This window comes from Erythrobacter sp. JB1-7, from assembly GCF_057365015.1.
This window is the reverse complement of record NZ_CP200291.1, coordinates 2,138,515-2,163,060: the sequence shown is the minus strand read 5'-3', so window position 1 is coordinate 2,163,060 and position 24,546 is coordinate 2,138,515. Positions and strand designations below refer to the sequence as shown.

26 protein-coding genes are annotated in these 24,546 nt (G+C 56.8%); 15 read left to right on the top strand and 11 right to left on the bottom strand.

Translation table 11 applies throughout. The features are described from left to right. Positions 1-211 precede the first annotated feature (211 nt). A complete protein-coding gene (locus AC0V6W_RS10540) occupies positions 212-907 on the top strand; it encodes a DUF4136 domain-containing protein (protein ID WP_486151567.1) in 696 nt (231 codons plus the stop codon). A gap of 96 nt (positions 908-1,003) precedes the next feature. Here the strand turns inward: AC0V6W_RS10540 and dut are convergent, their stop codons facing one another. Together dut and AC0V6W_RS10530 are read right to left on the bottom strand one after the other, a co-directional pair. Beyond that, a complete protein-coding gene (gene dut, locus AC0V6W_RS10535) occupies positions 1,004-1,462 on the bottom strand; it encodes a dUTP diphosphatase (RefSeq protein WP_486149784.1) in 459 nt (152 codons plus the stop codon). Further along, positions 1,459-3,177 (bottom strand): bifunctional phosphopantothenoylcysteine decarboxylase/phosphopantothenate synthase, encoded by a 1,719-nt coding sequence (locus AC0V6W_RS10530; RefSeq protein ID WP_486149782.1) that lies wholly within the window; start codon positions 3,175-3,177, stop codon positions 1,459-1,461. Before AC0V6W_RS10530 ends, dut begins: the two co-directional genes overlap by 4 nt. 203 nt (positions 3,178-3,380) lie before the next feature. Between AC0V6W_RS10530 and AC0V6W_RS10525 the strand changes: the two genes are divergently transcribed. After that, a complete protein-coding gene (locus AC0V6W_RS10525) occupies positions 3,381-3,791 on the top strand; it encodes a DUF4345 family protein (RefSeq protein WP_486149780.1) in 411 nt (136 codons plus the stop codon). Between the two features lie 8 nt (positions 3,792-3,799). Here the strand turns inward: AC0V6W_RS10525 and ubiB are convergent, their stop codons facing one another. Continuing rightward, the gene (gene ubiB, locus AC0V6W_RS10520; protein WP_486149778.1) at positions 3,800-5,365 is read right to left on the bottom strand and encodes a 2-polyprenylphenol 6-hydroxylase; all 1,566 of its coding nucleotides are present in this window, start codon (positions 5,363-5,365) and stop codon (positions 3,800-3,802) included. A gap of 49 nt (positions 5,366-5,414) precedes the next feature. Continuing rightward, complete coding sequence (locus tag AC0V6W_RS10515; RefSeq protein ID WP_486149776.1) at positions 5,415-6,170, bottom strand: class I SAM-dependent methyltransferase; 756 nt, start codon at positions 6,168-6,170, stop codon at positions 5,415-5,417. Between the two features lie 183 nt (positions 6,171-6,353). Here AC0V6W_RS10515 and mutM point away from each other — a divergent pair, with 183 nt between their 5' ends. The 5 genes from mutM (at position 6,354) to yaaA (ending at position 11,327) form a co-directional block, all read left to right on the top strand. Continuing rightward, entirely contained in the window at positions 6,354-7,169 is an 816-nt protein-coding gene (mutM, locus tag AC0V6W_RS10510; RefSeq protein ID WP_486149774.1) for a bifunctional DNA-formamidopyrimidine glycosylase/DNA-(apurinic or apyrimidinic site) lyase, read from the top strand. Positions 7,170-7,330: 161 nt separating this feature from the next. Beyond that, a complete protein-coding gene (gene rpsT / locus AC0V6W_RS10505) occupies positions 7,331-7,591 on the top strand; it encodes a 30S ribosomal protein S20 (RefSeq protein WP_486149772.1) in 261 nt (86 codons plus the stop codon). Between the two features lie 445 nt (positions 7,592-8,036). After that, positions 8,037-9,497, top strand: coding sequence for a chromosomal replication initiator protein DnaA (gene dnaA / locus AC0V6W_RS10500; RefSeq protein ID WP_486149770.1), 1,461 nt, complete (start codon positions 8,037-8,039; stop codon positions 9,495-9,497). 213 nt (positions 9,498-9,710) lie between these two features. Further along, the gene (locus tag AC0V6W_RS10495; RefSeq protein ID WP_486149768.1) at positions 9,711-10,484 is read left to right on the top strand and encodes a HesA/MoeB/ThiF family protein; all 774 of its coding nucleotides are present in this window, start codon (positions 9,711-9,713) and stop codon (positions 10,482-10,484) included. 54 nt (positions 10,485-10,538) lie between these two features. Continuing rightward, positions 10,539-11,327 (top strand): peroxide stress protein YaaA, encoded by a 789-nt coding sequence (yaaA, locus tag AC0V6W_RS10490; RefSeq protein WP_486149766.1) that lies wholly within the window; start codon positions 10,539-10,541, stop codon positions 11,325-11,327. 66 nt (positions 11,328-11,393) lie between these two features. On the opposite strand, the gene AC0V6W_RS10485 is transcribed toward yaaA, so the two are convergent. Further along, entirely contained in the window at positions 11,394-11,720 is a 327-nt protein-coding gene (locus AC0V6W_RS10485; RefSeq protein ID WP_486149764.1) for a hypothetical protein, read from the bottom strand. Positions 11,721-11,738: 18 nt separating this feature from the next. Continuing rightward, on the bottom strand, positions 11,739-12,470 hold the full coding sequence (locus AC0V6W_RS10480) for an NAD-dependent deacylase (RefSeq protein ID WP_486151565.1): 732 nt from the start codon (positions 12,468-12,470) through the stop codon (positions 11,739-11,741). 34 nt (positions 12,471-12,504) lie between these two features. Between AC0V6W_RS10480 and dapB the strand changes: the two genes are divergently transcribed. From dapB to AC0V6W_RS10460, 4 genes are read left to right on the top strand one after another with little or no spacing between them, the layout of a single operon-like run. After that, positions 12,505-13,242, top strand: coding sequence for a 4-hydroxy-tetrahydrodipicolinate reductase (dapB, locus tag AC0V6W_RS10475; protein ID WP_486149762.1), 738 nt, complete (start codon positions 12,505-12,507; stop codon positions 13,240-13,242). Positions 13,243-13,265: 23 nt separating this feature from the next. Continuing rightward, complete coding sequence (locus tag AC0V6W_RS10470) at positions 13,266-14,438, top strand: M48 family metallopeptidase (RefSeq protein ID WP_486149760.1); 1,173 nt, start codon at positions 13,266-13,268, stop codon at positions 14,436-14,438. 10 nt (positions 14,439-14,448) lie between these two features. Then, the gene (gene nth, locus AC0V6W_RS10465; protein WP_486149758.1) at positions 14,449-15,099 is read left to right on the top strand and encodes an endonuclease III; all 651 of its coding nucleotides are present in this window, start codon (positions 14,449-14,451) and stop codon (positions 15,097-15,099) included. Then, entirely contained in the window at positions 15,099-15,356 is a 258-nt protein-coding gene (locus tag AC0V6W_RS10460) for a hypothetical protein (protein ID WP_486149756.1), read from the top strand. The genes nth and AC0V6W_RS10460 overlap by 1 nt, the downstream gene beginning before the upstream one ends. Positions 15,357-15,359: 3 nt before the next feature. On the opposite strand, the gene AC0V6W_RS10455 is transcribed toward AC0V6W_RS10460, so the two are convergent. From AC0V6W_RS10455 to AC0V6W_RS10445, 3 genes are read right to left on the bottom strand one after another with little or no spacing between them, the layout of a single operon-like run. After that, the gene (locus tag AC0V6W_RS10455; RefSeq protein WP_486149754.1) at positions 15,360-16,616 is read right to left on the bottom strand and encodes a dicarboxylate/amino acid:cation symporter; all 1,257 of its coding nucleotides are present in this window, start codon (positions 16,614-16,616) and stop codon (positions 15,360-15,362) included. A gap of 5 nt (positions 16,617-16,621) precedes the next feature. After that, complete coding sequence (gene dapE, locus AC0V6W_RS10450; RefSeq protein WP_486149752.1) at positions 16,622-17,779, bottom strand: succinyl-diaminopimelate desuccinylase; 1,158 nt, start codon at positions 17,777-17,779, stop codon at positions 16,622-16,624. A gap of 40 nt (positions 17,780-17,819) precedes the next feature. Then, on the bottom strand, positions 17,820-18,479 hold the full coding sequence (locus AC0V6W_RS10445) for a glutathione S-transferase family protein (protein WP_486151563.1): 660 nt from the start codon (positions 18,477-18,479) through the stop codon (positions 17,820-17,822). Between the two features lie 354 nt (positions 18,480-18,833). On the opposite strand from AC0V6W_RS10445, the gene AC0V6W_RS10440 reads away from it, so the two are divergent. Continuing rightward, entirely contained in the window at positions 18,834-19,262 is a 429-nt protein-coding gene (locus AC0V6W_RS10440; protein ID WP_486149750.1) for a VOC family protein, read from the top strand. A gap of 42 nt (positions 19,263-19,304) precedes the next feature. On the opposite strand, the gene AC0V6W_RS10435 is transcribed toward AC0V6W_RS10440, so the two are convergent. Both AC0V6W_RS10435 and AC0V6W_RS10430 read right to left on the bottom strand, forming a co-directional pair. Then, the gene (locus AC0V6W_RS10435; protein WP_486149748.1) at positions 19,305-21,080 is read right to left on the bottom strand and encodes a sodium:solute symporter family protein; all 1,776 of its coding nucleotides are present in this window, start codon (positions 21,078-21,080) and stop codon (positions 19,305-19,307) included. 12 nt (positions 21,081-21,092) lie between these two features. Beyond that, complete coding sequence (locus tag AC0V6W_RS10430) at positions 21,093-21,398, bottom strand: DUF4212 domain-containing protein (protein WP_486149746.1); 306 nt, start codon at positions 21,396-21,398, stop codon at positions 21,093-21,095. A gap of 178 nt (positions 21,399-21,576) precedes the next feature. Here AC0V6W_RS10430 and AC0V6W_RS10425 point away from each other — a divergent pair, with 178 nt between their 5' ends. From AC0V6W_RS10425 to AC0V6W_RS10415, 3 genes are read left to right on the top strand one after another with little or no spacing between them, the layout of a single operon-like run. Next, positions 21,577-24,039 (top strand): M1 family metallopeptidase, encoded by a 2,463-nt coding sequence (locus AC0V6W_RS10425; RefSeq protein WP_486149744.1) that lies wholly within the window; start codon positions 21,577-21,579, stop codon positions 24,037-24,039. Beyond that, positions 24,036-24,401, top strand: a complete 366-nt coding sequence (locus AC0V6W_RS10420; protein ID WP_486149742.1) for a DUF6702 family protein — start codon at positions 24,036-24,038, stop codon at positions 24,399-24,401. The genes AC0V6W_RS10425 and AC0V6W_RS10420 overlap by 4 nt, the downstream gene beginning before the upstream one ends. Beyond that, a complete protein-coding gene (locus AC0V6W_RS10415; RefSeq protein ID WP_486149740.1) occupies positions 24,398-24,526 on the top strand; it encodes a hypothetical protein in 129 nt (42 codons plus the stop codon). The genes AC0V6W_RS10420 and AC0V6W_RS10415 overlap by 4 nt, the downstream gene beginning before the upstream one ends. Positions 24,527-24,546: the final 20 nt, after the last annotated feature.

The following is a 24,546-nucleotide window of genomic DNA, read 5'->3' as shown; positions in this document are numbered from 1 at the left end:
ATCATGCACGTTCAATCGCCGTTCACACCCAACCTCTAGTCTTCCGCCAGACAGTGGCGCCTTGCTCGTTGAGGTCAGGCACCTGCCATTTGGATCGCCCGTTCGCGTCTATTCCACTTGATGGCCGGTGTAATGCGTGGGGAACGCTTAACGTGTCACTGGCGTTGGACTCTGGTGATTACGCAAAGGGTATGCCATGTATAAACAAGAAATGACCTCAAAACCGCGCACAAACGCCCGCAGCCACTTGGCTCGGATCGCGCTTCCGCTAGCACTAGCCGCTGGCCTTTCTGCCTGTGCGCCCGCCTTTAAAGCGGACGTTTCACGCTTCCAAAGCCAGTTGCCCGCACCGCAGGGCGAAACATTCGCTATTGTTGCGGATGATCCTAAGCTGGATGGCGGCCTGGAATTTGCACTTTATGCGGACCGCGTCGCTGCAGAAATGTCTGAGCTTGGCTACACCCGCGCGGCAAACGCTGCTGATGCTTCGCTACTCGTGCGCTTTGACTATGACGTGGACACTGGCCGTGAACGGGTCCGCACAGTTGGCGGTGGTTTTGCAGGTGATCCATTCTTCGGTCCAGGCATTGGTTTTCGTCGAGGCTTCGGGCGAGGCTTCGGCTTCCGCCGAAATTTTGCATTCGGGTTTTACGATCCGTTCCTCGCTGGTCCCGATGTGCGAAGCTTTACAGTATATACCAGCGAAATTGATCTGAAGATCGACAGCACTGCAACAGGGGAACGCCTATTCGAAGGCAAAGCGCAGGCGCTTTCGCGCTCCAACCGCTTGCCCAAATTGGTTCCTAACCTCGTCGAGGCTTTATTTACGGACTTTCCCGGCAATTCTGGTGAAACGCTGCGGATCACGATCAAGAACGAAGGAACTAAAGTTAAGCCGATCGACTGATTGGTCCAAACAAAACACTACCCACCTTTTGGATGGGACGGAAAGGCGGCGCAAGGGATCAGCGCCGCCTTTTTGGTGTTAGCTTTTGAGGCAATTCTAAAGGCCGGCTGCCCCGCCCGTGGATCCAAACCCGCCAGCGCCGCGCGCTGTGTCATCGAGCTCCTCGACCTCGTCCCAAGCAGCCTGCACCACCGGCGCAAGCACCAATTGCGCCACGCGGTCACCGCGCGCAACGCTGAAGTCGGATGTGCCGTGATTGATAAGCAGGACTTTCAATTCGCCCCGGTAATCGCTGTCGATTGTACCCGGCGTGTTGGGCACGGTTATGCCGTGCTTGAACGCAAGGCCAGATCGGGGCCGCACCTGAATCTCAAAACCTTGAGGGATTGCGACCGCTAAACCTGTTGCTACCGCGTGGCGCGCGCCCGGAGCGATTGCCACATCTTCAGCCGACACGACATCCATGCCCGCTGCACCTGCGGTTGCGTAAGCTGGCAATGGCAACCCTGCCCCATGCGCCAACCGTTTCACTTCAACTTTGACCGCGCCCGTCACTCAGCTGCCTCCTTCTGAAGCGCAGCGGCAATCCGTTCAGCCAACGCCATAGCCACTTGATGCTTGGGCATTTCATCCAGGCTTTCGACACCCGCAGCGGAAATGATGTGCACGCGGTTTTCATCGCCGCCCATCACGCCTTCGCCGTGCTCATCGCTCGAAACATCATTAGCAATGATCCAATCAGCCGCCTTACGCTTGCGCTTTTTCTGGGCGTTATCGATGAGGTTCTCGGTCTCTGCAGCAAAGCCGATCACCAATTCAGGCCGCTTGTTTCCAGCGGCCACATTGGTGAGAATATCCGGATTTTCGGTAAGCATCAAAGCTGGCGGGGCAGAGCCGCGCTTCTTGATTTTCTCATCTTTGAACTCCTTAGGGCGCCAATCGGCCACCGCTGCCACCATCACGGCCACATCTGCGGGCAAAGCGGCTTTGACAGCGTCATTCATCTCCGCTGCACTTTCAACATCCACGCGCGTGACACCGGCAGGCGTTCGAAGCCAGACAGGGCCGGCGACCAAGGTTACATTCGCACCCAGGGCAGCGGCCGCACCCGCAATGGCAAAGCCTTGCTTCCCACTGGAACGATTGGCGATGTAGCGCACAGGATCAATCGCTTCCCACGTCGGGCCAGCGGTGATGAGAATAGAACGGCCTTTCAGCGGTTGATAGCTCGGGTCACTGACAAACTCGCCGACAGCGGCGGTGGTCGCCTCTGTGGGCGCCGCATCCTGTGCGGCTTTTGCCGCAACTTTCGCCGTATCTTTTGCAGGAGCCGTCTCGTCGGTTGAATCCGCATCGCCCTCCAGCTCCTCAATCACTTCAGGTGCCGATTGCCGTTCATTAAACTCATGATTGATCGCATCAGGGTCTATCGGCGGAGCAGCGCCTGCGCTGCCTTTGGATGCGAGGATCGGCCCACCAAGATCGGGCTTGAACTCAATCTCTTCCTCTTCAACTTCGGGAAGCTCATCATCAGGCATGTCATCGCCGTCAATCTCTTCGGGCTCACGCTTGGGAGTTGATCGGGGAATAATGCGCGAAAGCAGACCCCCCAGCCCCCCGCCTGAGCTTTCCTCTTCTTCTGGCTCAAGCGCTTCTGCTGCAATATCTCCGGCGGTATCACCAACAACGCGAGCAGATGCGGTCGTTTCTGGCACTTCGATGCCGAGTTGCTGAGCTGCATAGCGCCAAATCGCATCTGGCTCAGGCAGGCGCCCATAGCCAAATTCACCGCACGCCATTGGCCCTTCATCAGGGTCAAGCACAATGGTGCCGCCTTCGCGCAATTGGGCGATATTGCTTTGAGTCGATGCATGTTCCCACATGCGTACATTCATCGCAGGCACCGCCATGACGGGCGTATCTGTGGCAAGGATCAGAGTGGTGGCAAGATCATCAGCAATGCCATTGGCCATTTTCGCAACCAGATCTGCTGTCGCGGGGCAAACTACAATAAGGTCAGCTTCGCGGCTCAGCTGGATGTGGCCCATTTCTGCTTCGTTTTTGAGATCCCACAAGGTCGTGTAAACTTGGTTTTCGCTTAGCGCTGCAAGCGACATCGGAGTGACAAAGTGCTGGCCACCACGCGTCACGACGCAAGTGACATCGGCGCCGCTTTTGCGCATCAACCGGACCAGCTCGCATGATTTGTAGGCTGCGATACCGCCGCCTACTACCAGCAAGATTTTGGGGGTTTTGTCGGGCGCGGTCACTAGCGGTCTCTTTTTGCCTCTTTAGCGGGCTTTCCCAGCGCGCGGTGCGCCATTTTGCCCAATTGAACAAGCGTTGCCCTCAGCCTAGCCGTCCCACGCGCCGCGGCCAAGGCCTGCCTGCTTCCTTGCGGCACAATGGTAAACTTTTCGCTATTGCGATGCGCCCATGCCGCATAGGGTCTCAGTGAAACGGGAGATCCATAATGATAATCGCTTTGCGCATCGTACTCATATTCGGCGGGATGCTCCTCTTATATATGGCGGGCGGTTTTCTGATCGATCCAGCAGCGGCGGGGGCTGACGTTGGCCTCGTCGCAGAAGGCGCACATGGCCTCACGTCAATGCGCGCAGATTTCACAGCCTTTTTCGGCGTAAGCGGCGCGTGCTTGATCTGGGGTGCGCTTACGCGCCAAAGCGCGCCCTTGATTATTGCCGCGGCATTGATGCTGGTCACTCTAGCTGCCCGGCTTGTCGGCCTGATCGTGAACGGGAATTTTGAAGGCTACATGGCGCCGATGGTGGTTGAAGCCGTTCTGGGTGGTGCAGCTCTTCTCTGCGCAGTTAAGTCGGCAGCCAACGGAAAACGCAAAAGCTCAATCGCCAATGCGCTCTAACCGCCTGATTAACCAAGCGCACCGCTCATCATCAATGCCAGCATCGCCCCAGCACCGCCAAGCCCAGCGATAAAATAGCCAAGAAAGCCCGGCCCGCCTGCTGTTGTGCGCCGATCGGTCAACAGCTTGATTTCGGGCAAAGGCGGCGCTTCTGGCGCGCCTCCCTTGGCGGGAAACTGATCTTCGATCCGGCGGACCAAACCAGGCAGACGAAGCAGGGTTTCGGTATCTTCTTTGATCCTGTCAGCAAGCGCAGATTCCGGACCCAGCTCATCGCGGATCCAATCCCTGACATAAGGCGCAGCGGTGTCCCACATATTGATCTGCGGGTTCAATTGTGTCGCAATGCCCTCAACCATGACCATCGTCTTTTGCAGCAACAGCAAATGCGGTTGTGTCTGCATGTCAAAATCACGCGTGATGGCGAACAGCCCATCCAGCATCTGCCCCACGGACAATTCGCTCACCGGTTTTCCGCGCATCGGTTCGCCGACCGCGCGAAGAGCGGTCGCGAACTCACCTACCGAATGGTAGCTCGGCACATATTGCGCCTCGAAATGTATCTCTGCAACGCGCTGATAATTGCCTGTGGTCAGCCCATAGAGGATTTCTGCCAACCATTGCCGCGCACGCCGGTCAATCCGGCCCATAATCCCGAAATCAATTGCAACAATCGTACCGTCATCTTCGACGAATAGATTACCCTGATGCATATCTGCATGAAAGAAACCGGCGCTGATGGCCTGAGTCAGAAAACTGATTACGAGTTTATCGGCAATTCGGCTCAGGTCATGCCCGCGCGCGGCCAGCTCCTCGCTGCGCGAGATTTTTACGCCGTCGATCCATTCGATCGTCATTACCCGGCCATTGGTCCGGTCCCAGTCAATTTCCGGGATGCGATAGCCGCCAATGCCAGACATATCTTCTGCCAATTCGCTGGCCGAGGCTGCCTCGCGCCTCAGATCGAGTTCAGAATTGGTCCAGCGCTTAAAATTCGCAATGGTCAGTCGCGGGCGCAAACGTCCCGCTTCGCCGCCCATCGCCTCTACATGAGCCGCCGCCCATTCATATGTGGCAATATCGCGTGCAAACTTTTCTTTGATACCCGGCCGCAAAACCTTGATTGCGACATTTCGCCCGTCCGTAGTGACCGCCTTATGGACCTGGGCAATGGAAGCTGCACCGACAGGATTGGGGTCGACTTCGCTAAAAAGCGACTCGATGGGCTGAGCAAAACTCGCCTCGATCGCCGCCTTGATATCCGCAAAGGGAACAGGCGGCAGACTGTCTTGCAGGCTTAGCAGGTTTTGCGCAGCTTCTTCGCCGACGAGATCAGGCCGGGTCGCAAGCGATTGACCAAGCTTGATTGCAGCAGGACCGATCGCGCGAAATGCGCCTGCATAATCAGGCTTTCCGTTTTTACTGGTGAAAGTCGCCCAGCGCGCCAATTTCGCCAATTGTTTGATCTGGTTGGGCGCATTGGGATCATTTTCAATCCCGACAAGTGCGCGCCGGCGAGCAAGAGTAATGCCCCAGCGCGCCAACCGAGAAAGATGGACTATAGGAGCTGTCATTTGGGAGCTTGCCTACCCAAAAATTGCGCAGGCGCGGTGGCTGATATCATCAAATTTTCCAGCCCGAATGGATTGCCACTGCCCCGCCCAAAATGCTCTCAACCTTTGTGTTCACAAATCCAGCCGAGCGAATCATGCGCTCAAATTCAGGAAGGGCGGGAAATTTGCGAATGGATTCGACCAGATAGCGATAGCTGTCTGCGTCTCCCGCGATCACTTGCCCCATACGCGGCATGATCTGGTTGGAATAAAGGTCATAGGCTTCTTTGAAGCCCGACCACTGCGTCGTTGAAAACTCCATGCAGAAAAAACGGCCTCCCGGGCGCAGCACCCGGTGCGCTTCTGCGAGCGCTTTATCCTTGAAAGTCACATTCCTGATGCCGAACACGATAGTGTAAGCATCGAATGTGTTGCTGGAAAAACTGACATCCTCAGCGTTTTGCTGGGAGAATACGAGGCTTCCTGTATCGGCGCTTTCGGTGCGGTCCATTGCCCGTTCGGCCCCGACATCAAGCATTTCCTGATTGATATCAGCCACCGTGATATCCGCGCCCCGATCGGCCATCCGGAAGGCAATATCGCCCGTGCCGCCAGCCATATCGAGAATTGCCTCGCCAGGCCGCGGTTTAACGCGTTTGACGAATTTGTCCTTCCATCCGCGATGCATGCCAAAAGACATGGCATCATTCATGATGTCGTATTTTGACGCTACGCTGGAGAACACTTCGCCAACGCGCCGGGTTTTCTCCTGGGGGGAGACATTCTCGTAACCGAAAGAAACGGTTTCATCAGTGGACTTGCTCATCCACGAGGCCCTAGAGGGAATTGCCGTGGAGGCAAAGGGGCGTTTATTGCATGGTCCGCACAAGCTATTGCGTGATGCCTGCTGACTTGCGCCACGTTGCATATTCTCGCATCGAAAGAGCGAACAACTTGCTCGCCAGCGCCGGTCATGGCGGGCCGCCAAGCCATAGCGAACAAAACAGTCATGCCTGAATTGCCTGAAGTCGAAACAACCGTGCGCGGCCTTGCCAAATTGCTTTCAGGCGAGCGGATTGAACGCGTAATTCTCAACCGGCCAAATCTTCGCCGCCCCTTCCCGCCCGATCTTGTGCAGGTGATGACAGGCGCCCGCGTTATCGGCCTATCGCGGCGCGCGAAATACGGCCTTATCCATCTCGATCGCGCGCAATCGGTGATATTTCATCTGGGTATGAGCGGGCGGTTTCGCATTGATCCAGCAGAACCCGACAAGCACGATCACTGGATTATTGAAACCGCGCGGCACCAGTTTGCCCTGTGTGACCCGCGCCGGTTCGGCTCTGTCGATCTTGTGGCCAGTGATGAACAAGACAAATGGCCCCAATTCGCCAGCTTGGGACCAGAACCCTTGGGGCCAGACTTTACGCCGGGCCATCTCAGGGAGGCACTTAGAGGCAAAGTGCAAGCCATCAAGCTATGCCTGCTCGATCAACGGTTGGTGGCCGGGCTTGGCAATATATATGTCTGCGAAGCCTTATGGCGCGCCGGTATCCATCCGCTCAAGAAAGGCGGCAAAGTCACCAAACCTCAACTTGCGAGGCTTGTTCCTGCTATCAAAGATGTACTTGAGGCGTCTATTCGCGACGGCGGATCTTCGCTGCGGGACTATTCTGCGCCCGACGGGAAGCTGGGGTATTTCGCCACCAGCTTCAATGTCTATGGCCGCACAGGGGAACCTTGCCACCGCGCGGACGAAGGAAAGGTTCGGCGAATCGCACAGGGCGGTCGCAGCACCTGGTATTGCCCGGTTTGCCAAAGGTAAGCGCCAACCTCAGCGAATCCTTGACCTTCAGCGGTCTTGAGCATATGTGCCGCGTTTCTTGACGCCCGGATCGGATCTGCGGCGCCGCATTCTATTTCGAACACGCCGTATCAATTCGGTCGCGACCAGCGGCCAGCACACAACGCGAGACAGACAGACCTATGGCCAACACGCCGCAAGCCCGCAAACGTATCCGCCGAAATGCCAGCCGCACTGAAGTGAACACCGCCCGCATGAGCCGCATCCGCAGCTTTGTGAAGCGAGTCGAATCGGCATGCGAAGCAGGTGACAAAGATGCTGCCGCGAAAGCTTTGAAAGCCGCACAACCCGAAATGGCCCGCGGTGTCGCTCGCGGTGTCATGCACAAAAATACTGTCGCACGAAAAATGTCGCGGCTCAGCAAACGCGTGGCGAGTCTCTGATTCGCGGACTTGTCTAAGGGGTTTCCCTTAGGTAATTTTTGTGAGGACTTCTAAGGGCTTCGCCGAATTGGCGAAGCCCTTGTCGTTTGAGCCCGATGGGGCAAATGAAGCATTTCACAATGTCAGCTTTTCTGCCGATTCGCATCGGCCATTTTGTGAATTTTAAGCCAATTCAGGGACTTGAACGGAGGCCTGCGGGGTTGCGTTGAGTCAACCGAATTATTGCACTTTTCTTAAAATTTGATCCTTGCTTCTGAAGCCATTGCGCCCCTAATTCAGGTCTCACCCGGAGCGGGACAGTTCGGGTTTTTACAGTCTAGCCGATAGGGGGTGCTCGCGAAGCTTTAGCTTTTCGAGCTCGGGAGAGTTTTGCCTGTTTTAAAAATTGAAACCTGATCTCGGCCTGGGATTCCGAGATAGAAGAAGTATTGGGATTGGGGAGCAAATGGTGCACAAAATTGACAAGGCGCGGACCACGCGCCGCAGCTCGGATGATGATTTGATGGAAGATGCTGAAGCCGTAAACCTCGCCGCTGACTGGTCTGATATCAGTCAGGGCCTTCGCAAAGATCTTGGCCATCAATTGCACAGCCAATGGATAAAACCGATCCAAGTTGGCGCGATCAACAAGGAATCGGGCACGCTCGATCTGTTCTTGCCAACAGAATTTTCTGCCAATTGGGTGAAAGACCGTTTTCATGATCGGTTGCAGCTCGCTTGGAAAATCGCGCGCAGCGAAGTGCGCAGTGTCAATATTCAGGTACATCCGGGCCGGCGCCAATTGCCCGAATTGCGCCTTGATGACGGCCGCAGGCCCGCCAATGACGGCGCGAGCGCGATTGCGGTGGCCGCCGGTACGATTGGTGAAGCGGGCTTTACATCCAGCGTCGGTCTTGATCCTTCTTTGACGTTCGCCGCCTTTGTCACTGGCGAAGCGAATGTGCTCGCTTGCAATGCCGCACAGCGCATGGCGGCAACCGAACAGCCGCAGTTCTCGCCGCTTTATCTCAAAGCCGCCACTGGTCAGGGCAAGACACATCTGCTTCACGCCATTGGTCACGCATTTCTTCAAGCGCATCCGCGCGCTCGCATTTTCTACTGCTCGGCAGAGCGGTTTATGGTGGAATTTGTCCAAGCGCTGAAAGCCAATCAAATGATCGAGTTCAAAGCGCGCTTGCGCAGCTTTGATCTGCTATTGGTCGACGATATCCAGTTCATCATTGGCAAAGCTTCTGCTCAAGAAGAGCTGCTTTACACAATTGATGCTCTGCTTGCTGAAGGCAAGCGACTCGTCTTCGCTGCTGATCGAGCGCCGCAAGCTTTGGACGGGGTTGAACCACGTTTGCTCAGCCGCCTTTCCATGGGATTGGTCGCCGATATTGCGGCGGCTGATATCGAATTGCGCAAGACCATACTGGAATCGAAACTAAAACGGTTTGCTCCGTTGAGCGTGCCAGAAGATGTGGTCGATTTCCTCGCCCGTACGATCACTCGCAATGTGCGTGAACTGGTGGGCGGTCTTAACAAGCTGATCGCTTATGCGCAGTTGACGGGACAGGAAGTGTCACTGCAACTGGCAGAGGAACAGCTCACCGATATTCTTTCGGCCAACCGCCGCCGGATCACCATTGACGAAATTCAGCGCACGGTTTGCCAATTCTACCGGATTGATCGCAGCGAAATGAGTTCCAAACGCCGCGCTCGCGCTGTGGTCCGTCCGCGGCAAGTGGCGATGTATCTGTCAAAAGTTCTCACGCCGCGCTCTTATCCTGAGATCGGCCGCAAATTTGGCGGACGTGACCATTCAACTGTGATCCATGCGGTGCGCCTGATCGAAGATCTTAGGGAGCGCGATGCCGACATGGATGGCGATGTGCGAAGCTTGCTGCGTCAGCTGGAAAGCTAAGAAAACCGGGTGAACGACCCCGGCGCATTGCCGGGCCTGTTTTGCATTAGCTGTTGAGTATGTACATGCGGCAGCCCCAAAGCCATCCACACCCTATTCACAGGGCGTCCCCAGCCTGTAAACAGAGCCATCATGGTCGACAGGTTGTTCACAGACACGCCCCCAAAGGCTTCCACAGCGGCTTCCACAGCTCAGGCGCGTGATGGCGCCCATATGGCACCATCACCGCTTTCACCTGCAAGACTGGACCGGTTTGCGCGCCACATTGTTATCCCCGAAATCGGCGGCGCTGGGCAGGCTGCGCTTGCGTCGAAGCACATTGCGCTGATTGGTCTTGGCGGGATTGGCTCGCCCGCTTTGCAATATTTGGCAGGGGCCGGAATAGGACGCTTCACTCTGGTCGATGACGATGCTGTTGATGTGAGCAATCTGCAACGCCAAACGCTTTTCACCACGCGCGATATTGGTCACGGCAAAGCTACCTCCGCTCGGCGCTGGCTGGCCAATTTTGACGATGCGTTGGATGTCAGCATCTCTGACAGCCGCATCACGCCTGATAATGCCGGAGACCTTATTGCTGGCGCTGATCTTGTGCTTGATGGCACTGACAATTTCGCCACCCGCCTCGCGGTTTCCGATGCCTGCGTTGCCGAACGCGCGCCTTTACTTTCTGCAGCGGTGGGCCGGTTTCAAGGGCAGGTCGGCGCGTTTGCGGGACACTTGCCAGAGCAGCCCTGCTATCGCTGCTTTGTCGGCGATGCCTTTGATGCAGAGGACTGCGACACCTGCGCCGAAGATGGCATGCTGGGCGCTATGGCCGGGTGGACAGGGACATTCGCGGCCATGCAAGCCGTGCGCGTATTGCTTGCAGGGGTGAGCGCGTTTGGCCAGCCCTTGTTCGGTCAATTACACGTGCTGGACGGGATGCAGCCGGGGATGCGCACAATCCGTATTTCCAAAGACCCCTCATGCAAAGGCTGCGGCTAACACATCAACAAAGCTTCACCTTAGTTCACTTACGAAAACTCCGGACTTCCAGCTATGATCACGCTTCTCTCGCCAGCAAAAAAGCTCAACTTTGATGCCCATCCCACTTCGCTGGATGTCACTCGGCCCCGCCTGGACGAGGATATGCGGGAGATAGCCAAAGTCGCCAAAGCGCAATCAGCAAACGATCTCAAAGGCTTAATGCACATCTCGGACAATCTGGCAGAGTTGAATGCCCAGCGGTTCAAGTCCTTTGATTTAGATGGACGCAGCAACAGCGCCAAACCTGCCGGGCTCGTGTTTGATGGCGACGTGTATTGGGGCCTTGAAGCAAAAAGCATGGATGATGCCGCTTTGGCTTATTCGCAAGATCATTTGCGTATTCTTTCAGGGCTTTACGGTCTCCTTCGTCCCATGGATGCCATTCAACCCTATCGCCTTGAGATGGGCACCAAACTGACCAACCCACGCGGCAAATCGCTCTATGATTTCTGGGGCAGCCGAATTGGCGAACAATTGAACGAAGATCTGGCAGAGCACAGCGATCAAACCGTTGTGAACCTCGCATCAAACGAATATTTCAAAGCCGTCGACAAAAGCGCTCTGCCCGGCCAAGTGATCGAGGCAAGCTTTCTCAATGTGAAAGACGGCGAGGCGCGGCGGCTGATGTATCACGTCAAATTCGCGCGAGGATTGATGGCCCGCTGGATCATGGAAAACCGCATCGAGAATGCCGATGACCTGCGCGGATTTGATGCGGAAGGGTATCGTTATGATTCCCGCGCTTCCAGTGAAAGCGAGCTGGTTTTCAGCCGCAAACAGCCGCCGGTGAAGAAGAAGTAGGAGCCATGCTTTGGCATTTTGCCTACTGGTTCGAGATTGCTCGCAGGCTTAGAATTTTTGGCAGGTTCAGAGCAGCTTGAACGCTGCAAGCCCGCCGCCAATTGCCAGCAAGAGCAGCTGAAAACCGAGCCACAGATCAATGCCGCCCATCGCGGCCTTATCCGCCTGTTTTGACGCAGCCGCCTCGCGCAGATTTTTTGAACCCGCAATGGCTGAACCCAAACCCACAAGCAGCAAGATCAATACGAATGCTGTAAGCGCGGCCACGGCAGTGTTTGAAGCTCTATCGGGTGAGCACGAGCCATCAAGGCACCCCGTCCACGAAAAGGCGAGATAGGCATAGATAGGTCCAAAGACCGCCACACTGACAAGCACGCGTTTAGTCATGCGCAAAAAGCTATCTGAACTAGATTAAGATGAGGTTCGCAAAATCTCATCCACCCATTCCGGCACCAGCTTCCCCGCGGGGCCATGGCGCGCCTCGCCGAAGAAATGGCTGCCCTCGCTTGGCTCCAGATTTAGCTCCAGTGTTTCCGCACCTTGCGCGCTGGCTTCTTGCACAAAGCCTGCGGCGGGATAGACCGCGCCTGATGTGCCGATGCTGACAAACAGATCGCACCGCGACAGCGATTCGTAAATCCGCTCCATCTGATAGGGCATCTCGCCAAACCACACGACATCCGGACGCAGTGCCCGCATCCCGCAGGCTGGGCATTTTGGGCGGTCCAGCATGGGCCCATCCCAAGGCGTGCGGACGCCGCATGATGTGCAAAGCGCGGATTTCAGTTGACCATGCATGTGGAGCACCTGGCGCGATCCGCCCCGTTCATGCAAATCATCAACGTTCTGCGTAACAAGCAGCAATTCGCGCCCCGGAACTTTGGCCAATTCGCGCTCCAGACGGGCAAGCGCTTCATGCGCCTGGTTCGGTTGGACCTGTGCTAATGCCGCGCGCCGCATATCGTAAAAGCCAAGGACAAGATCAGGATCGCGCGCAAACCCTTCGGGCGTTGCGACATCTTCCACCCGGTGCTTTTCCCACAATCCCTGCCCCTGGCCGCCAGCATTGCGAAACGTGTCGATGCCGCTTTCTGCGGATATCCCTGCCCCTGTAAGGATGACGATGCGCTCAATTCCTGCCATGGCATCTTCAAACACTTCCACGTTAAGGGACGCAATGGCGGATTTCGGAATTATTGGCAGTGCAGGCCGTATGGGCCGGGCTTTAGCAGATGCAATAGAGGAAGCCGGGCACAAATGCGCAGTGGGCGTGGATGCGGGCGATGATGTCGCGCTGATCGCGGATCAATGCGCCGTCTTGGTCGATTTCAGCGCGCCTGCGGCTTTGGAGGCGAACCTGAAAGCCGCCTGCGATGCAGGAACGCCCATTCTAACAGGAACAACCGGTCTGGAAGAACCGCACTTTGCGCTGATAGAAGCGGCGTCACGCACGATCCCGCTCATCCAAACGGGCAACACATCTTTGGGTGTGACCCTGCTCAGCGCTTTGGTGGAAGAGGCAGCATCAAGGCTTGGCTCTGATTGGGATATCGAAGTGCTTGAAATGCATCACCGGCACAAGGTGGATGCGCCATCTGGCACAGCCAAATTGCTGGGAGAAGCCGCCGCAAAAGCGCGCGGCATTGACCTTGCAAGCAATCGCGAAGCAGTGCGCGATGGCTATACCGGCAAACGCGGGAAAGGCGCGATTGGCTTTGCGTCTTTGCGCGGTGGCAGCGTTGTCGGCGATCACAGCGTCATATTTGCAGGTGAGCAGGAAACGATCACCCTGTCGCATTCCGCTTCGGATCGCCGCATCTTTGCTCGCGGTGCTGTTCGTGGAGGCGAATGGCTGATTGGTCAAAAACCGGGCCGCTACACCATGGAAGATGTGCTTGGACTGGCGCGCAAATAACAGGCATTTCAGGAGCAATTGGAATGGCATTTGATCCAGCCGCAGCGACCCGCGGCTATATCGACACTCTAGGGGCAGAAACGCTCGAATTGTCTCGCGCCTATACCACTGGCAATCACTGGCTGATTTTGGCCGGGATCATCGTCAGCGCTATCGTCACCTTTGTGGTGGTGAGGACCGGCGTGCTTGATCGGGTCTTTGGCAAGGTAAGCGAACGGTGGCAGAACCTGCGCGTGTTTGCAGTGGCGCTGGTGTTTAACGTGTTGAGCGCCCTGTTGACCCTGCCGTTCTCCATTTACGAAGATTGGTGGCGCGAAACCGAATATGGCCGCACGCAGCAACCTCTGGCCGATTATCTTAGCCAAGGCGCGATCGGTATAGGGATTGGCGCGGTGATGACCGCCGTGCTGTTTGTCGGCGTCTATTTCCTGATCCGGCGTGCAGGCAAATTGTGGTGGCTGTGGTCTGGCGGTCTTGTGGCCGGCTTTGCCTCCTTCGCCTTGCTGTTGTCGCCTGCTGTGATCGAACCGATTTTCAACGACTATACGCCCATTCCCGAAGGCGAAGTGCGCGATGCGGTTCACGCTTTGGGCGCTGAGGCAGGTATCCCGGCAGATCGCATCTTTATGTTTGACGGATCGCGCCAATCGAACAATTTCACGGCCAATGTGTCCGGCATCGGTTCATCCGCTCGCATCGCGATTTCCGATGTGGCGATGGACCAGGCTTCGCTGGATGAAGTGAAAGCGGTGACCGGGCACGAGATTGGCCACTATGTTCTTGGCCATGTCTGGCGCATGATCGCGGTGATTAGCGTGACGGCGCTGATCGTGTTTTTCCTGACTGACAAAACCTATGGCTGGTTTGCACGCCGGTTTGGCAGCAAAGCGGCACTGGCAGATGTGCGCGGCATACCCGTGTTTTTGTTCGCTTTCGGGCTGTTTTTCACTTTGGCACAGCCGCTGCTTAACGGGATTGTCCGTATCGGAGAGCGCGAGGCGGACCGTTATTCGCTGGAGAGCGTGAACCTGCCCGATGCGCTTGCCGGGGCGCTGATCAAGACAGTCGAATACCGCTATCCGCTGGCTGGCCCGATTGAGGAGACCGTGTTCTATACCCATCCCACGGTCGAAAACAGGGTGCGCACCGCGATGGAATGGAAAGCGGCAAACCCGCCCGCCAGTGCTGAGGAATGACGCCAGGCGCATGACCAAAGACCAAATTTTTGAGTTCTTCCGCCGTTTGGCAGAGAGCAATCCTGAGCCAGAGACCGAGCTGGAATATGGCAATGCCTATCAGCTTGTCGTGGCGGTCGCTTTGTCTGCACAGGCGACTGATGTTGGCGTGAACAAGGCGACCCGCGCGCTGTTTGCAAAGGTGAAAACGCCGCAGCAAATGCTCGATCTGGGGCTCGAAGGCCTGATTGAGCATATCAAGACCATTGGTCTGTTTAACTCCAAAGCGAAGAACGTCATCGCGCTCTCGCAGCTTTTGATTGACGAGTATGGCGGCGAGGTTCCCGATACGCGCGACGACCTCGTGCGGTTGCCCGGTGTGGGCCGCAAGACGGCCAATGTGGTCCTGAATTGCTGGTTCAAACAGGAGACCTTTGCGGTCGACACGCACATTTTGCGCGTGGGGAACCGCACGGGGCTTGCTAAAGGCAAGACGCCAGAAGCGGTCGAAGCAAAGCTCGAAAAGCGCGTGCCCCAGCCCTTCCGCCTGCACGCGCATCACTGGCTGATCCTGCATGGGCGGTATGTATGCAAAGCGCGAACGCCGGAATGCTGGCGGTGCAGCCAAGTGGATCTGTGCAGTTTAAGGAAAAAGGTGCTGGAGGTGCCTAAGGGGCGGTAATGGCGATCAAACTTCCCGATCCGTACGATACAGACGCGGTCCGCGAATTTGCAGCGAGCTTTAATGGCTATGAGCACTATGGCTCGTTCGCTGCATGCGCTGACGCGGCAAAAGCCCAATCGAGAGACTCACTGGTAGCTGTGCGTAACGAGTTGTTCTTCGCTTATCGAGCTGCCAACCACCAAGGCAATTCCGGTTTTGTCGAAACCTATCGAGAGCTGCTGCCATTACTTCGCTGCTTCATCGACGAAGGGTAGTTTCTACACATCATCCGCCGAGATCATCTCCTCGGTATCAATCTCACCGGTCAAGCTCGCTACGGTCGTCGCCACCGCCGCGTCACCTGACACATTCGTCGTCGTGCGCATCATGTCCATGATCCGATCAATGCCAGCGACCAGCGCGATGGTCGCTAAGGGCACGTCAACCGCGCCGAACACCAGCACCATCATGATCAGGCCCGATCCCGGAATGCCCGCCGCGCCGATCGCTCCCAAAGTGCCGAGGATCGAGATCGTCACATAATCGCCCCAGCTCAAATCCACGCCGAAAACCTGCGCGCCGAATAATGTCGCAAGGCCCAGATACATCGCGGTGCCGTTCATATTGATCGTCGCGCCAAGCGATATGACAAAGCTTGCGACCGAGTTCGACACACCCAGATTGCGGCGTGCGCAGCGCAGGGTTACCGGCAATGTCGCGTTTGAACTCGCGGTTGAGTAGCTCACTGCAATCGCGTCAATTATGCCACGAAAGAAGTCGATTACCGGCAGGCGCGCGATGAACTTGATCATCCCTGCATAGATCACCCCGATAATCAGGAAACATCCTAGGTAATTGAGGAACACCACCTGCCCCAACGCCTTGAGCGCATCCACGCCCAAGGTGCCCGCAACCCACGCCATCAGCGCAAAGACGCCGAACGGAGTGAGCTCCATCACCACCATGGTCACCTTCTGCATGACAACGCTGCCAGATTCGAAGATCTTGAGCACAGGCTCGCCCTCTTCCTTGGCCATCAGAATGCCTATCCCGATGAGGAGCGAGAACACGATAAGCGGCAACACGTTCACATCCGCCATCACCTGAACCGGGCTCGACGGGATGACTTCCAGAACCATGTCGGTGAACGACACCGCTTCTTCCTTGCGTGCTTCTGCTTTTTCCAAGGCTGCTGCATCGAGCGCCATCTTGGACGGATCAAGTCCCGCGCCCGGCTTGGCCAGAGTGCCAATGCCAAGTCCCAACCACACGGCCATTTGCCCCGTTACGATGAAGATCAGCAATGCGCGCCAACCGACAGAGCCAAGCTTCCTTAAATCGCCAATGCTCGCAACGCCCGCCACAAGGCTGAAGAAGATCAGCGGCACGACCAGCATCTTGATGAATGCGATAAACACATCGCCGATGATCTTGATGCTTGCCGCCTCAGGCCCCCACGCCAGACCAAGCGCGATGCCAAGCACCAACGCACCGATCACTCGCTGCCAAAGGGGGATTGCGAACCAAGTTTGCATGGGTGTTACGCCTCTTTTTGTTCTGTCTTGAGAGCCAATGCGCTAAGGGCTGCACGGGTGTAGATCCGCGTGAGCACATCGAGATCGGCCATGGCGACCGCTTCATCGCGTTTGTGCATGGTAGCATTGCACAGGCCAAATTCGATGACCGGGCAAACGCTGCGCAGGAACCGTGCATCCGATGTACCGCCGGTTGTTGATTGCTCCGGCTTAAGGCCCGTTTCCGCTGCAATCGCGTCTGCAAGCATGGATGAGAATGCGCCCGGCTGGGTGAGGAAGGGTTCGCCCGATATGATCGGCAAAGCGCGCCCGCCGTGCCTTTGCGCAATCGCGGATACCCTTTCGGACAGGCTTGCGCCTGTGTGCAGGTCGTTGAACCGGATAGAGAGGCGCGCTTTTGCCTGTGCGGGGATCACATTGTGCGCTTTATTGCCCACTTCGATATCGGTGATTTCCAGATTGGAAGGCTGGAACCAGTCCGTGCCTGTATCCAGCGTCAAAGCGTCCAGCTCTGCCAGGATCGCCACAAGCTTTGGCAACGGGTTGTCAGCCAGATGCGGATAGGCGACATGGCCCTGCGTGCCATCCACTGTGATCCAGATGTTGACAGAGCCGCGCCTGCCGATCTTCATCATATCGCCCAGTTGGTTCACCGATGTCGGTTCGCCCACTAGGCACAGATCAGGCTCGCACGCCTCAGCGCGCATATGGTCGATCAAAGCGCGCGTACCGTGCAGCGCTGGCCCTTCTTCATCGCCTGTGATGATGAAGCTGATGGTGCCCGCCTTTTGCGGAACATCCTTTACAGCAGCGATCATGCAAGCGATCGAACCCTTCATATCAACCGCGCCGCGGCCATAGAGCAGCTCTCCGCGTGCTTCGGGCTGGAACGGCGCGCTTGACCAGCCATCACCGGGCGGCACCACATCAAGGTGCCCTGCAAAGGCAAAGTGCCCGCTGCCTTGCGGCCCTTTGCGGGTGGCGAACAGGTTTTCAACCGGGGCCTCGTCTGACCCTTCGTCCCCATCGCCGCGCTGAAAGCGGTGGACAGCAAAGCCCAGCGGGGCAAGCGCCGCTTCCATTACATCGAACACCTCGCCGGTTGCGGGGGTCACACTGGGCGCAGCCATCAGCGCTTTGGCGTATTCCAGAGCATCACTCATAATGCGAAGGGGTAGCACGCATCAGCGCGGGCGCAAGCGATCAAGTCACCGCCTCATATTGCTCGATCACCCATTGCTCTTCTTCAGACGCGGCGATCCATTCCTGCATCCAGTCATGTTCCCAGATGGCCTGCATATAGCTTTGTGCAAAACCGGGCACGCCAATGCCATAGGTGATGAAACGCGACACAACGGGCGCATAGGCGATGTCAGCCGCGCCAAAAGTGCCAAACAGAAACGGTCCGGCGCTGCCGTGGCGCGCGCGGGCTTCTGCCCATAGGCCCAGAATGCGCACGACATCGGCTTTTGCCTGATCAGAAAGGCTTTCCAGCTGTATCCGGCGGCGCACATTCATTGGCATTTCGGTGCGCAATGCCAGATAGCATGAGTGCATTTCGGCCACCATTGCCCGCGCCATGCCGCGCGGGGCATCGTCCTTGGGCCAGAACCGGTCGCGCCCCACCTTGTCGGCCATGTACTCCATGATCGCGAGGCTATCCCAGATCACATCATCACCATCCCACAGGATGGGCACTTTGCCGCTGGAAGGCTGGAACTGCTCGTTGGTTTTGCGGCTGTTCCACTGCTCCCCGAGCATGGGAACGAGGATCTCTTCAAACGACAATCCCGATTGTTTGACCGCGAGCCAGCCCCGCAGGGACCAGCTTGAGTAGTTCTTGTTACCGATGATCAGCTTCATGCGTTTCCCGCTCCACCTTGCGTTCGAGGATCGCCCTATCCGTTCATCCTTTCGCTGTCGATGCTGAATGGTGGACCGCATGTTACACGGTCCAGAGGATAAATTGTCCATTGCGAGCAGCTCGGCGATGATCGCATCAAGACGAGCCTCAGCAGGCGTCTTTGCGCGCACAGTTTTCGGGCCAATGTTCGGATCAGTGTTCGGGGCGGTTTTGCGGGTGATTTCAGGTTTCTTTTGCATAAGGCTATCGCCATCGCAAATTGCGCGCATGTAGGAAAATGCGCGCAATCATGCAGATGGATCGGCGGATGACGATCTGGCGCTGGGAAGCAAATTGAGGCAGATAGTCCGCTTATGAGCTTGCCCCCTTTTCACCTCGCTTTTCCCGTCCATGATCTGGCCGCCGCGCGCGGCTTTTACGGCGATCTTTTGGGATGCGATGAAGGGCGCAGCTCAGATGAATGGATCGATTTTGATTTTCACGGCCATCAGATTGTCGCGCATCTGGCCGATAATGCGCATGCAAATGCAGACAGCGTGGCGGGGAACAAGGTCGATGGCGATCATGTGCCCGTGCCGCATTTTGGCCTGGTCTTATCAATGAAGGATTGGCGCGCTTTGGCTGACAAAATGCAAGCGGCTGGCACGCAGTTTATCATCGCGCCCAAAGTGCGCTTTGAAGGCAAGCCGGGCGAACAGGCCACGATGTTCCTGCGCGATCCATCCGGCAATGCTTTGGAATTCAAGGCTTTTGCTGACCCTGCCCAATTGTTCGCCACCTAAGCAAACCGCGCCAGGGGCCCTGCTTACTATTTGAGCATCCCATCAATGCTCTGCCGCATCCCCCGCCCCGCGCGGCACCCGGATGGTTTCAACCAATGCGCGAATATGCGCCGGGGTCTTGGCCGTCACGCTTGCCGCGCCGATCGCTGCGGCAAAATTGATCACCATGCCGATCACTCCGATCCCCTCGGGCGAGATACCAAACAGCCAATTGTCCGCGGTGTTCGCCGCCGGGTTCACCAGCTTGAAATAAACGATATAGCCAAAGGTGAAAACAAGCCCCGAAACCATGCCCGCAATCGCGCCTTCGCGGTTCATGCCCTTAAAGAATATGCCCATAAAGATCGCAGGAAACAGGCTGGATGCGGCAAGACCGAATGCAAAGGCGACGACCTGCGCGACCCAGCCGGGCGGATAGATACCCAGATACCCCGCCACCACAATCGCCGCCGTTGCCGCAATACGCGCGGCCAGCAATTCGCCCTTGGCAGAAATTTTGGGGGCAAAGGTGCTTTTGAGCAAATCATGGCTAACCGAACTTGAGATAACCAGCAGCAAACCCGCCGCGGTGGAAAGCGCCGCTGCCAATCCGCCCGCTGCCATCAGCGCGACGACCCAACCGGGCAGACCGGCAATTTCCGGATTGGCGAGCACCAATGTATCGCGATCAACATAGATCTCGTTTTCGCTTTCCCCATTGGGCGCATTGGCCACCAGCCGCTCTCCCGATGGGCCGCGTTTCCCGGTAAAATCAGGCTTGCCTTCAAAGGCTGTGCCGGGGCGATATTGCATAACACCATCGCCGTTCTTGTCCTGCCAGGCGTAAAGGTCTGCATCCTCCCAATTGGTGAAGAACGGCTCGACCTCGCTGTAAGCGACCCCGTCGACTTTGTTGATGAGGTTGTACATGCCGAACGCGCCAATGGCAGGCGCGGTGGTGTATAACAGCGCGATAAAGACCAGCGCCCACCCTGCCGACAGCCTTGCATCGGACGCTTTGGGCACCGTGAAGAACCGCACGATCACATGCGGCAAACCTGCTGTGCCCACCATCAGCGCCATGGTGATGCAGAACACGTCGATCATGGATTTGGACCCGGCGGTGTATTGATTGAAACCCAGATCAACCAGCACATTATCGAGCCTTTCCAGCATATATTGCCCCGACCCATCCTGCACGACTGATCCCAGCCCAATCTGCGGCAAAGGCGTGCCTGTCAGCATAAAGCTGATAAAGAATGCGGGCACCATATAGGCAAAGATCAGCACGCAATATTGCGCGACCTGCGTATAGGTGATCCCCTTCATCCCGCCCAAAACGGCGTAGATAAAGACGATCCCCATGCCGATGATAACGCCCCAGAAAATCGACACATCAAGGAATTGCGAAAACACAATTCCCACCCCGCGCATCTGCCCTGCGATATAGGTAAAGCTGATAAATATCAGGCAGATAACCGCCACCACGCGCGCGGTTTTGGAATAGTACCGTGTGCCGATAAAATCGGGCACTGTGAACTGGCCAAATTTGCGCAAATACGGCGCAAGCAGCAGTGCCAGCATCACATAGCCGCCCGTCCACCCCATCAGATAGACGCTGGCGTCATATCCCATAAACGCAATGAGGCCCGCCATGGATAGGAAGCTCGCAGCGCTCATCCAATCGGCCGCTGTCGCCATGCCATTGACAACCGGATGGACCCCGCCGCCTGCGACGTAGAACTCCTTGGTCGAACCCGCGCGGCTCCAGATGGCGATGCCGATATACAGCGCGAAACTCGCGCCAACGAACAGATAGATAAGAGATTGCGTATCCATTAGGGCGCGCGCCTAATCGTCAAGATCATATTTGCGCTCAATCGCTTTCATCCGGAAAACATAGATGAAAATGAGCGCGATGAAGATGTAGATCGAACCCTGCTGCGCAAACCAGAATCCCAGCGGATACCCGCCAAGGCTGAACTGATCGAGAAAATCGCGAAACAGGATGCCTGCGCCAAAGGAACAGGCAAACCAGATCGTCATCAGCGCGGCAAGCAGGCGAATGTTTTCGCGCCAATACGCGCTTTGCACCGCGCTCTTGGCCTGCGTATCATCTGCGATACCCTCTGCGATATCGTCTGGTTCGCCAGCCATCTGTTCCCCCCTTTAATCATGCGCATCAACCTTGCGCGGGCAAGAGAGCATTTGCAATCTTTGTGGCGCGCGGTGTTCGAAAAGTTCCTTGTGCGGCGCTTTGCCATTTGGCCCTTTGCAGCCCGGTCTGGCCCCGTATAAGCTCACCCTATCTCACTAAACCCAAGAGGAAATCCCTTTGAGATTGATCGCCTTTATCGCCGCTTTCCTGTTCGCCGTCCCCGCTTTTGCGCAAGGTATCCAGCAGACGAAAGGCGATTTCGAAGACAAGTTTCGCCAATTGGATGAAGTGCTGGCCGATCCCAATGTCTACCGCAACGCATCAGGCGCGCCGGGCCACCAATACTGGCAACAAGAAGCCGACTACCGCATCCGCGCCAATCTCGATGAAGACGCGCGCCGGCTGACGGCAAACGCGACGATCACATACAAAAACAACTCGCCCGATACCCTGCCATGGATCTGGATGCAGCTCGATCAGAACATCTTCAAAAAAGATTCCATGGCAGAGCTCACCAACACATTTGGCGGCCCCGGCAGGCGCGGGCCTGCGGTAAGCGCGGGCGGCGGGGGCGAGCCTCCCAAATTGTCGCTTGAAGAATTACGCCGCCAACAGGCCATGGCGGACAAGGCCTATGGCTATGACATAGGCCGGGTGAGCCTGGCTGGCGGGCGCGCGCTCGATCACACCATTGTCGGCACGCTGATGCGGATTGATCTGCCAACGCCCCTGCGCCCGGGTGCCAGCGTTACTTTCAATGTCGATTGGGCGTTCAACATTGTCGAAGAAAACGTGATTTTCGCGCGTTCCGGCTATGAACATTTCCCCGATGATCCGCGCGAAGGGGGCAATGACCTGTTCCTGTTTGCGCAGTGGTTCCCGCGCATGGTCGCCTATTCCGATTATGAAGGCTGGCATAACAAAGAGTTTTTGGGCCGCGGCGAATTTACGCTCGAATTTGGCGATTACGATGTGTCGATGACGGTGCCCAATGATCACATCGTCTCATCCACCGGCGTGCTGGCAAACCCGGCAGCCGTGCTTACGTCGGCGCAGCGTCAACGCTTGGCGCGCGCGCGCAACGCTACCGAACCGATGTTCATCGTGACCCCTGAAGAGGCAGAAGCGAACGAGGCCTCCAATCCCACAGGCAACAAGACATGGCGATTTACCGCGCAGAATGTGCGCGATTTTTCATGGGCGACCAGCCGCAAGTTCATGTGGGATGCGCAGGGACACAAACAGCCCGGCGCTCAGCATTCAACCGTGATGGCGATGTCGTTCTGGCCCAAGGAAGGCGGCGAATTGTGGCGCAAATATTCCACCGCCGCTGTGGTCCACACGATGGAGGTTTATTCCAAATACAGCTTTGATTATCCCTATCCGACCGCGCAATCCGTAAACGGCCCTGTCGGCGGGATGGAATACCCGATGATCACGTTCAATGGCCCGCGCACAACTCTGCAGGACGATGGCACGCGCACCTATTCAGAAAGCGAGAAGATCTTCCTTATTGGCGTGGTGATCCACGAAATTGGCCACATCTATTTTCCCATGGTCGTCAATTCGGATGAGCGCCAATGGACGTGGATGGATGAAGGGATCAATTCCTTCCTCGATAGCGTTGCAGGCTATGAATGGGATCCCGATGTGCAATGGACCCGTTCGCTGCCGCGCGATCTGATCCCCTATATGACATCGCGCAATCAGGTGCCGATCATGACGCAATCAGACAGCATCTTGAACATTGGCCCCAATGCTTACGGCAAGCCATCAGCTGCCTATCATATCCTGCGAGATACGGTGATTGGGCGCGAGCGGTTTGATTTTGCCCTTCGCGAATATGCCCGCCGCTGGAAATTCAAGCGGCCCACGCCCACCGATTTCTTCCGCACCATGGAAGAGGCATCGGGCACCGATCTTGATTGGTTCTGGCGCGGCTGGTTCTACACCACCGATCACGTCGATATCTCACTCGATACCATCCACAAGCTGCGGCTGGATACCAAGAATCCCGATATCGACCTTGCCCGCCGCCGCGATGAATTGGCCGGCGAGCCTGAGAAAGTCGGCGTGCGTCTGAACCGCGAACAGGGTCTGCCGATCTGGGTGCTGGAAAATCCCGGCGTGACCGATTTCTACGACGAAAACGACCGCTTCACCGTCACCCCGCGCGATACGAAAAAGTATGAAAGCTTCCTTGAAGGTTTGGACGATTGGGAGCGCGCAGCCTTTGACCGCGCGGTTGAGGAAGACGCCAATTATTATGTGCTGAGTTTCTCAAACAAAGGCGGGCTGGTGATGCCGATCATTCTTGGCCTGACCTTTGCCGATGGGACCACTGAAAAAATGAACATCCCGGCCGAAATTTGGCGGCGCAATTCGCGCAATGTCTCCAAATTGCTGGTCTATCCCAAAGGCAAGGAACTGGCTGAGGTCGTCGTCGATCCTGATTGGGAAACGGCGGATGCGGATGTGGGCAACAACCATTATCCGCGCAAAATGATCGAGAGCCGGATTGAAGCGTTCAAACGCCCCGATCCCTCTTCGCGCGCAGGCCGCGATCTGATGGCCGAAGTGCTGGTGAAAGACGACGAAAGCGAAACCGAAACCGAAGCCGAGGAAGCCGCAACCGAATGATGCGGCGCGCGCTCGTCTTTTTGATGGCGCTGCTGCTGGCGGTTCCAGCAGCAGCGCACCAGCAGAAAGCGTCGATCTCCGTCATCGCGCACAATCCGCGCACCGACATGATCGAAGTGGTGCACCGGGTGCCGATCCATGATGCCGAACACGCTCTGCGCACCTTTGGCGTCAAAACCCACGATATTCTGGGCGGCATTGAGGCCCGCCGCGCCTTTGCTGCCTATGTCGCGGAGCGATTTGAAGTCGAGCGGGGCAGCGATACCCTGCCCCTCAATCTGCTGGGGACCGAGATTGAAGGGCGCACTTTGCTGATTTATCAGGAAGCCCCCTCCCCGGACCGGGCGCTGAGCTTCGTGTGAACTCGCAAATCCTGACCGATATCTGGGCGCGCCAGGTGAACCGGGTGAATATCGGTGCAGGCACAGACGTGGAAACGCTGGTGTTTCGCGCAGGCGACCGGGCGAAAAGCGCTGCTCTGCCTTAGGCGTCCTGACCCAAGCGCCC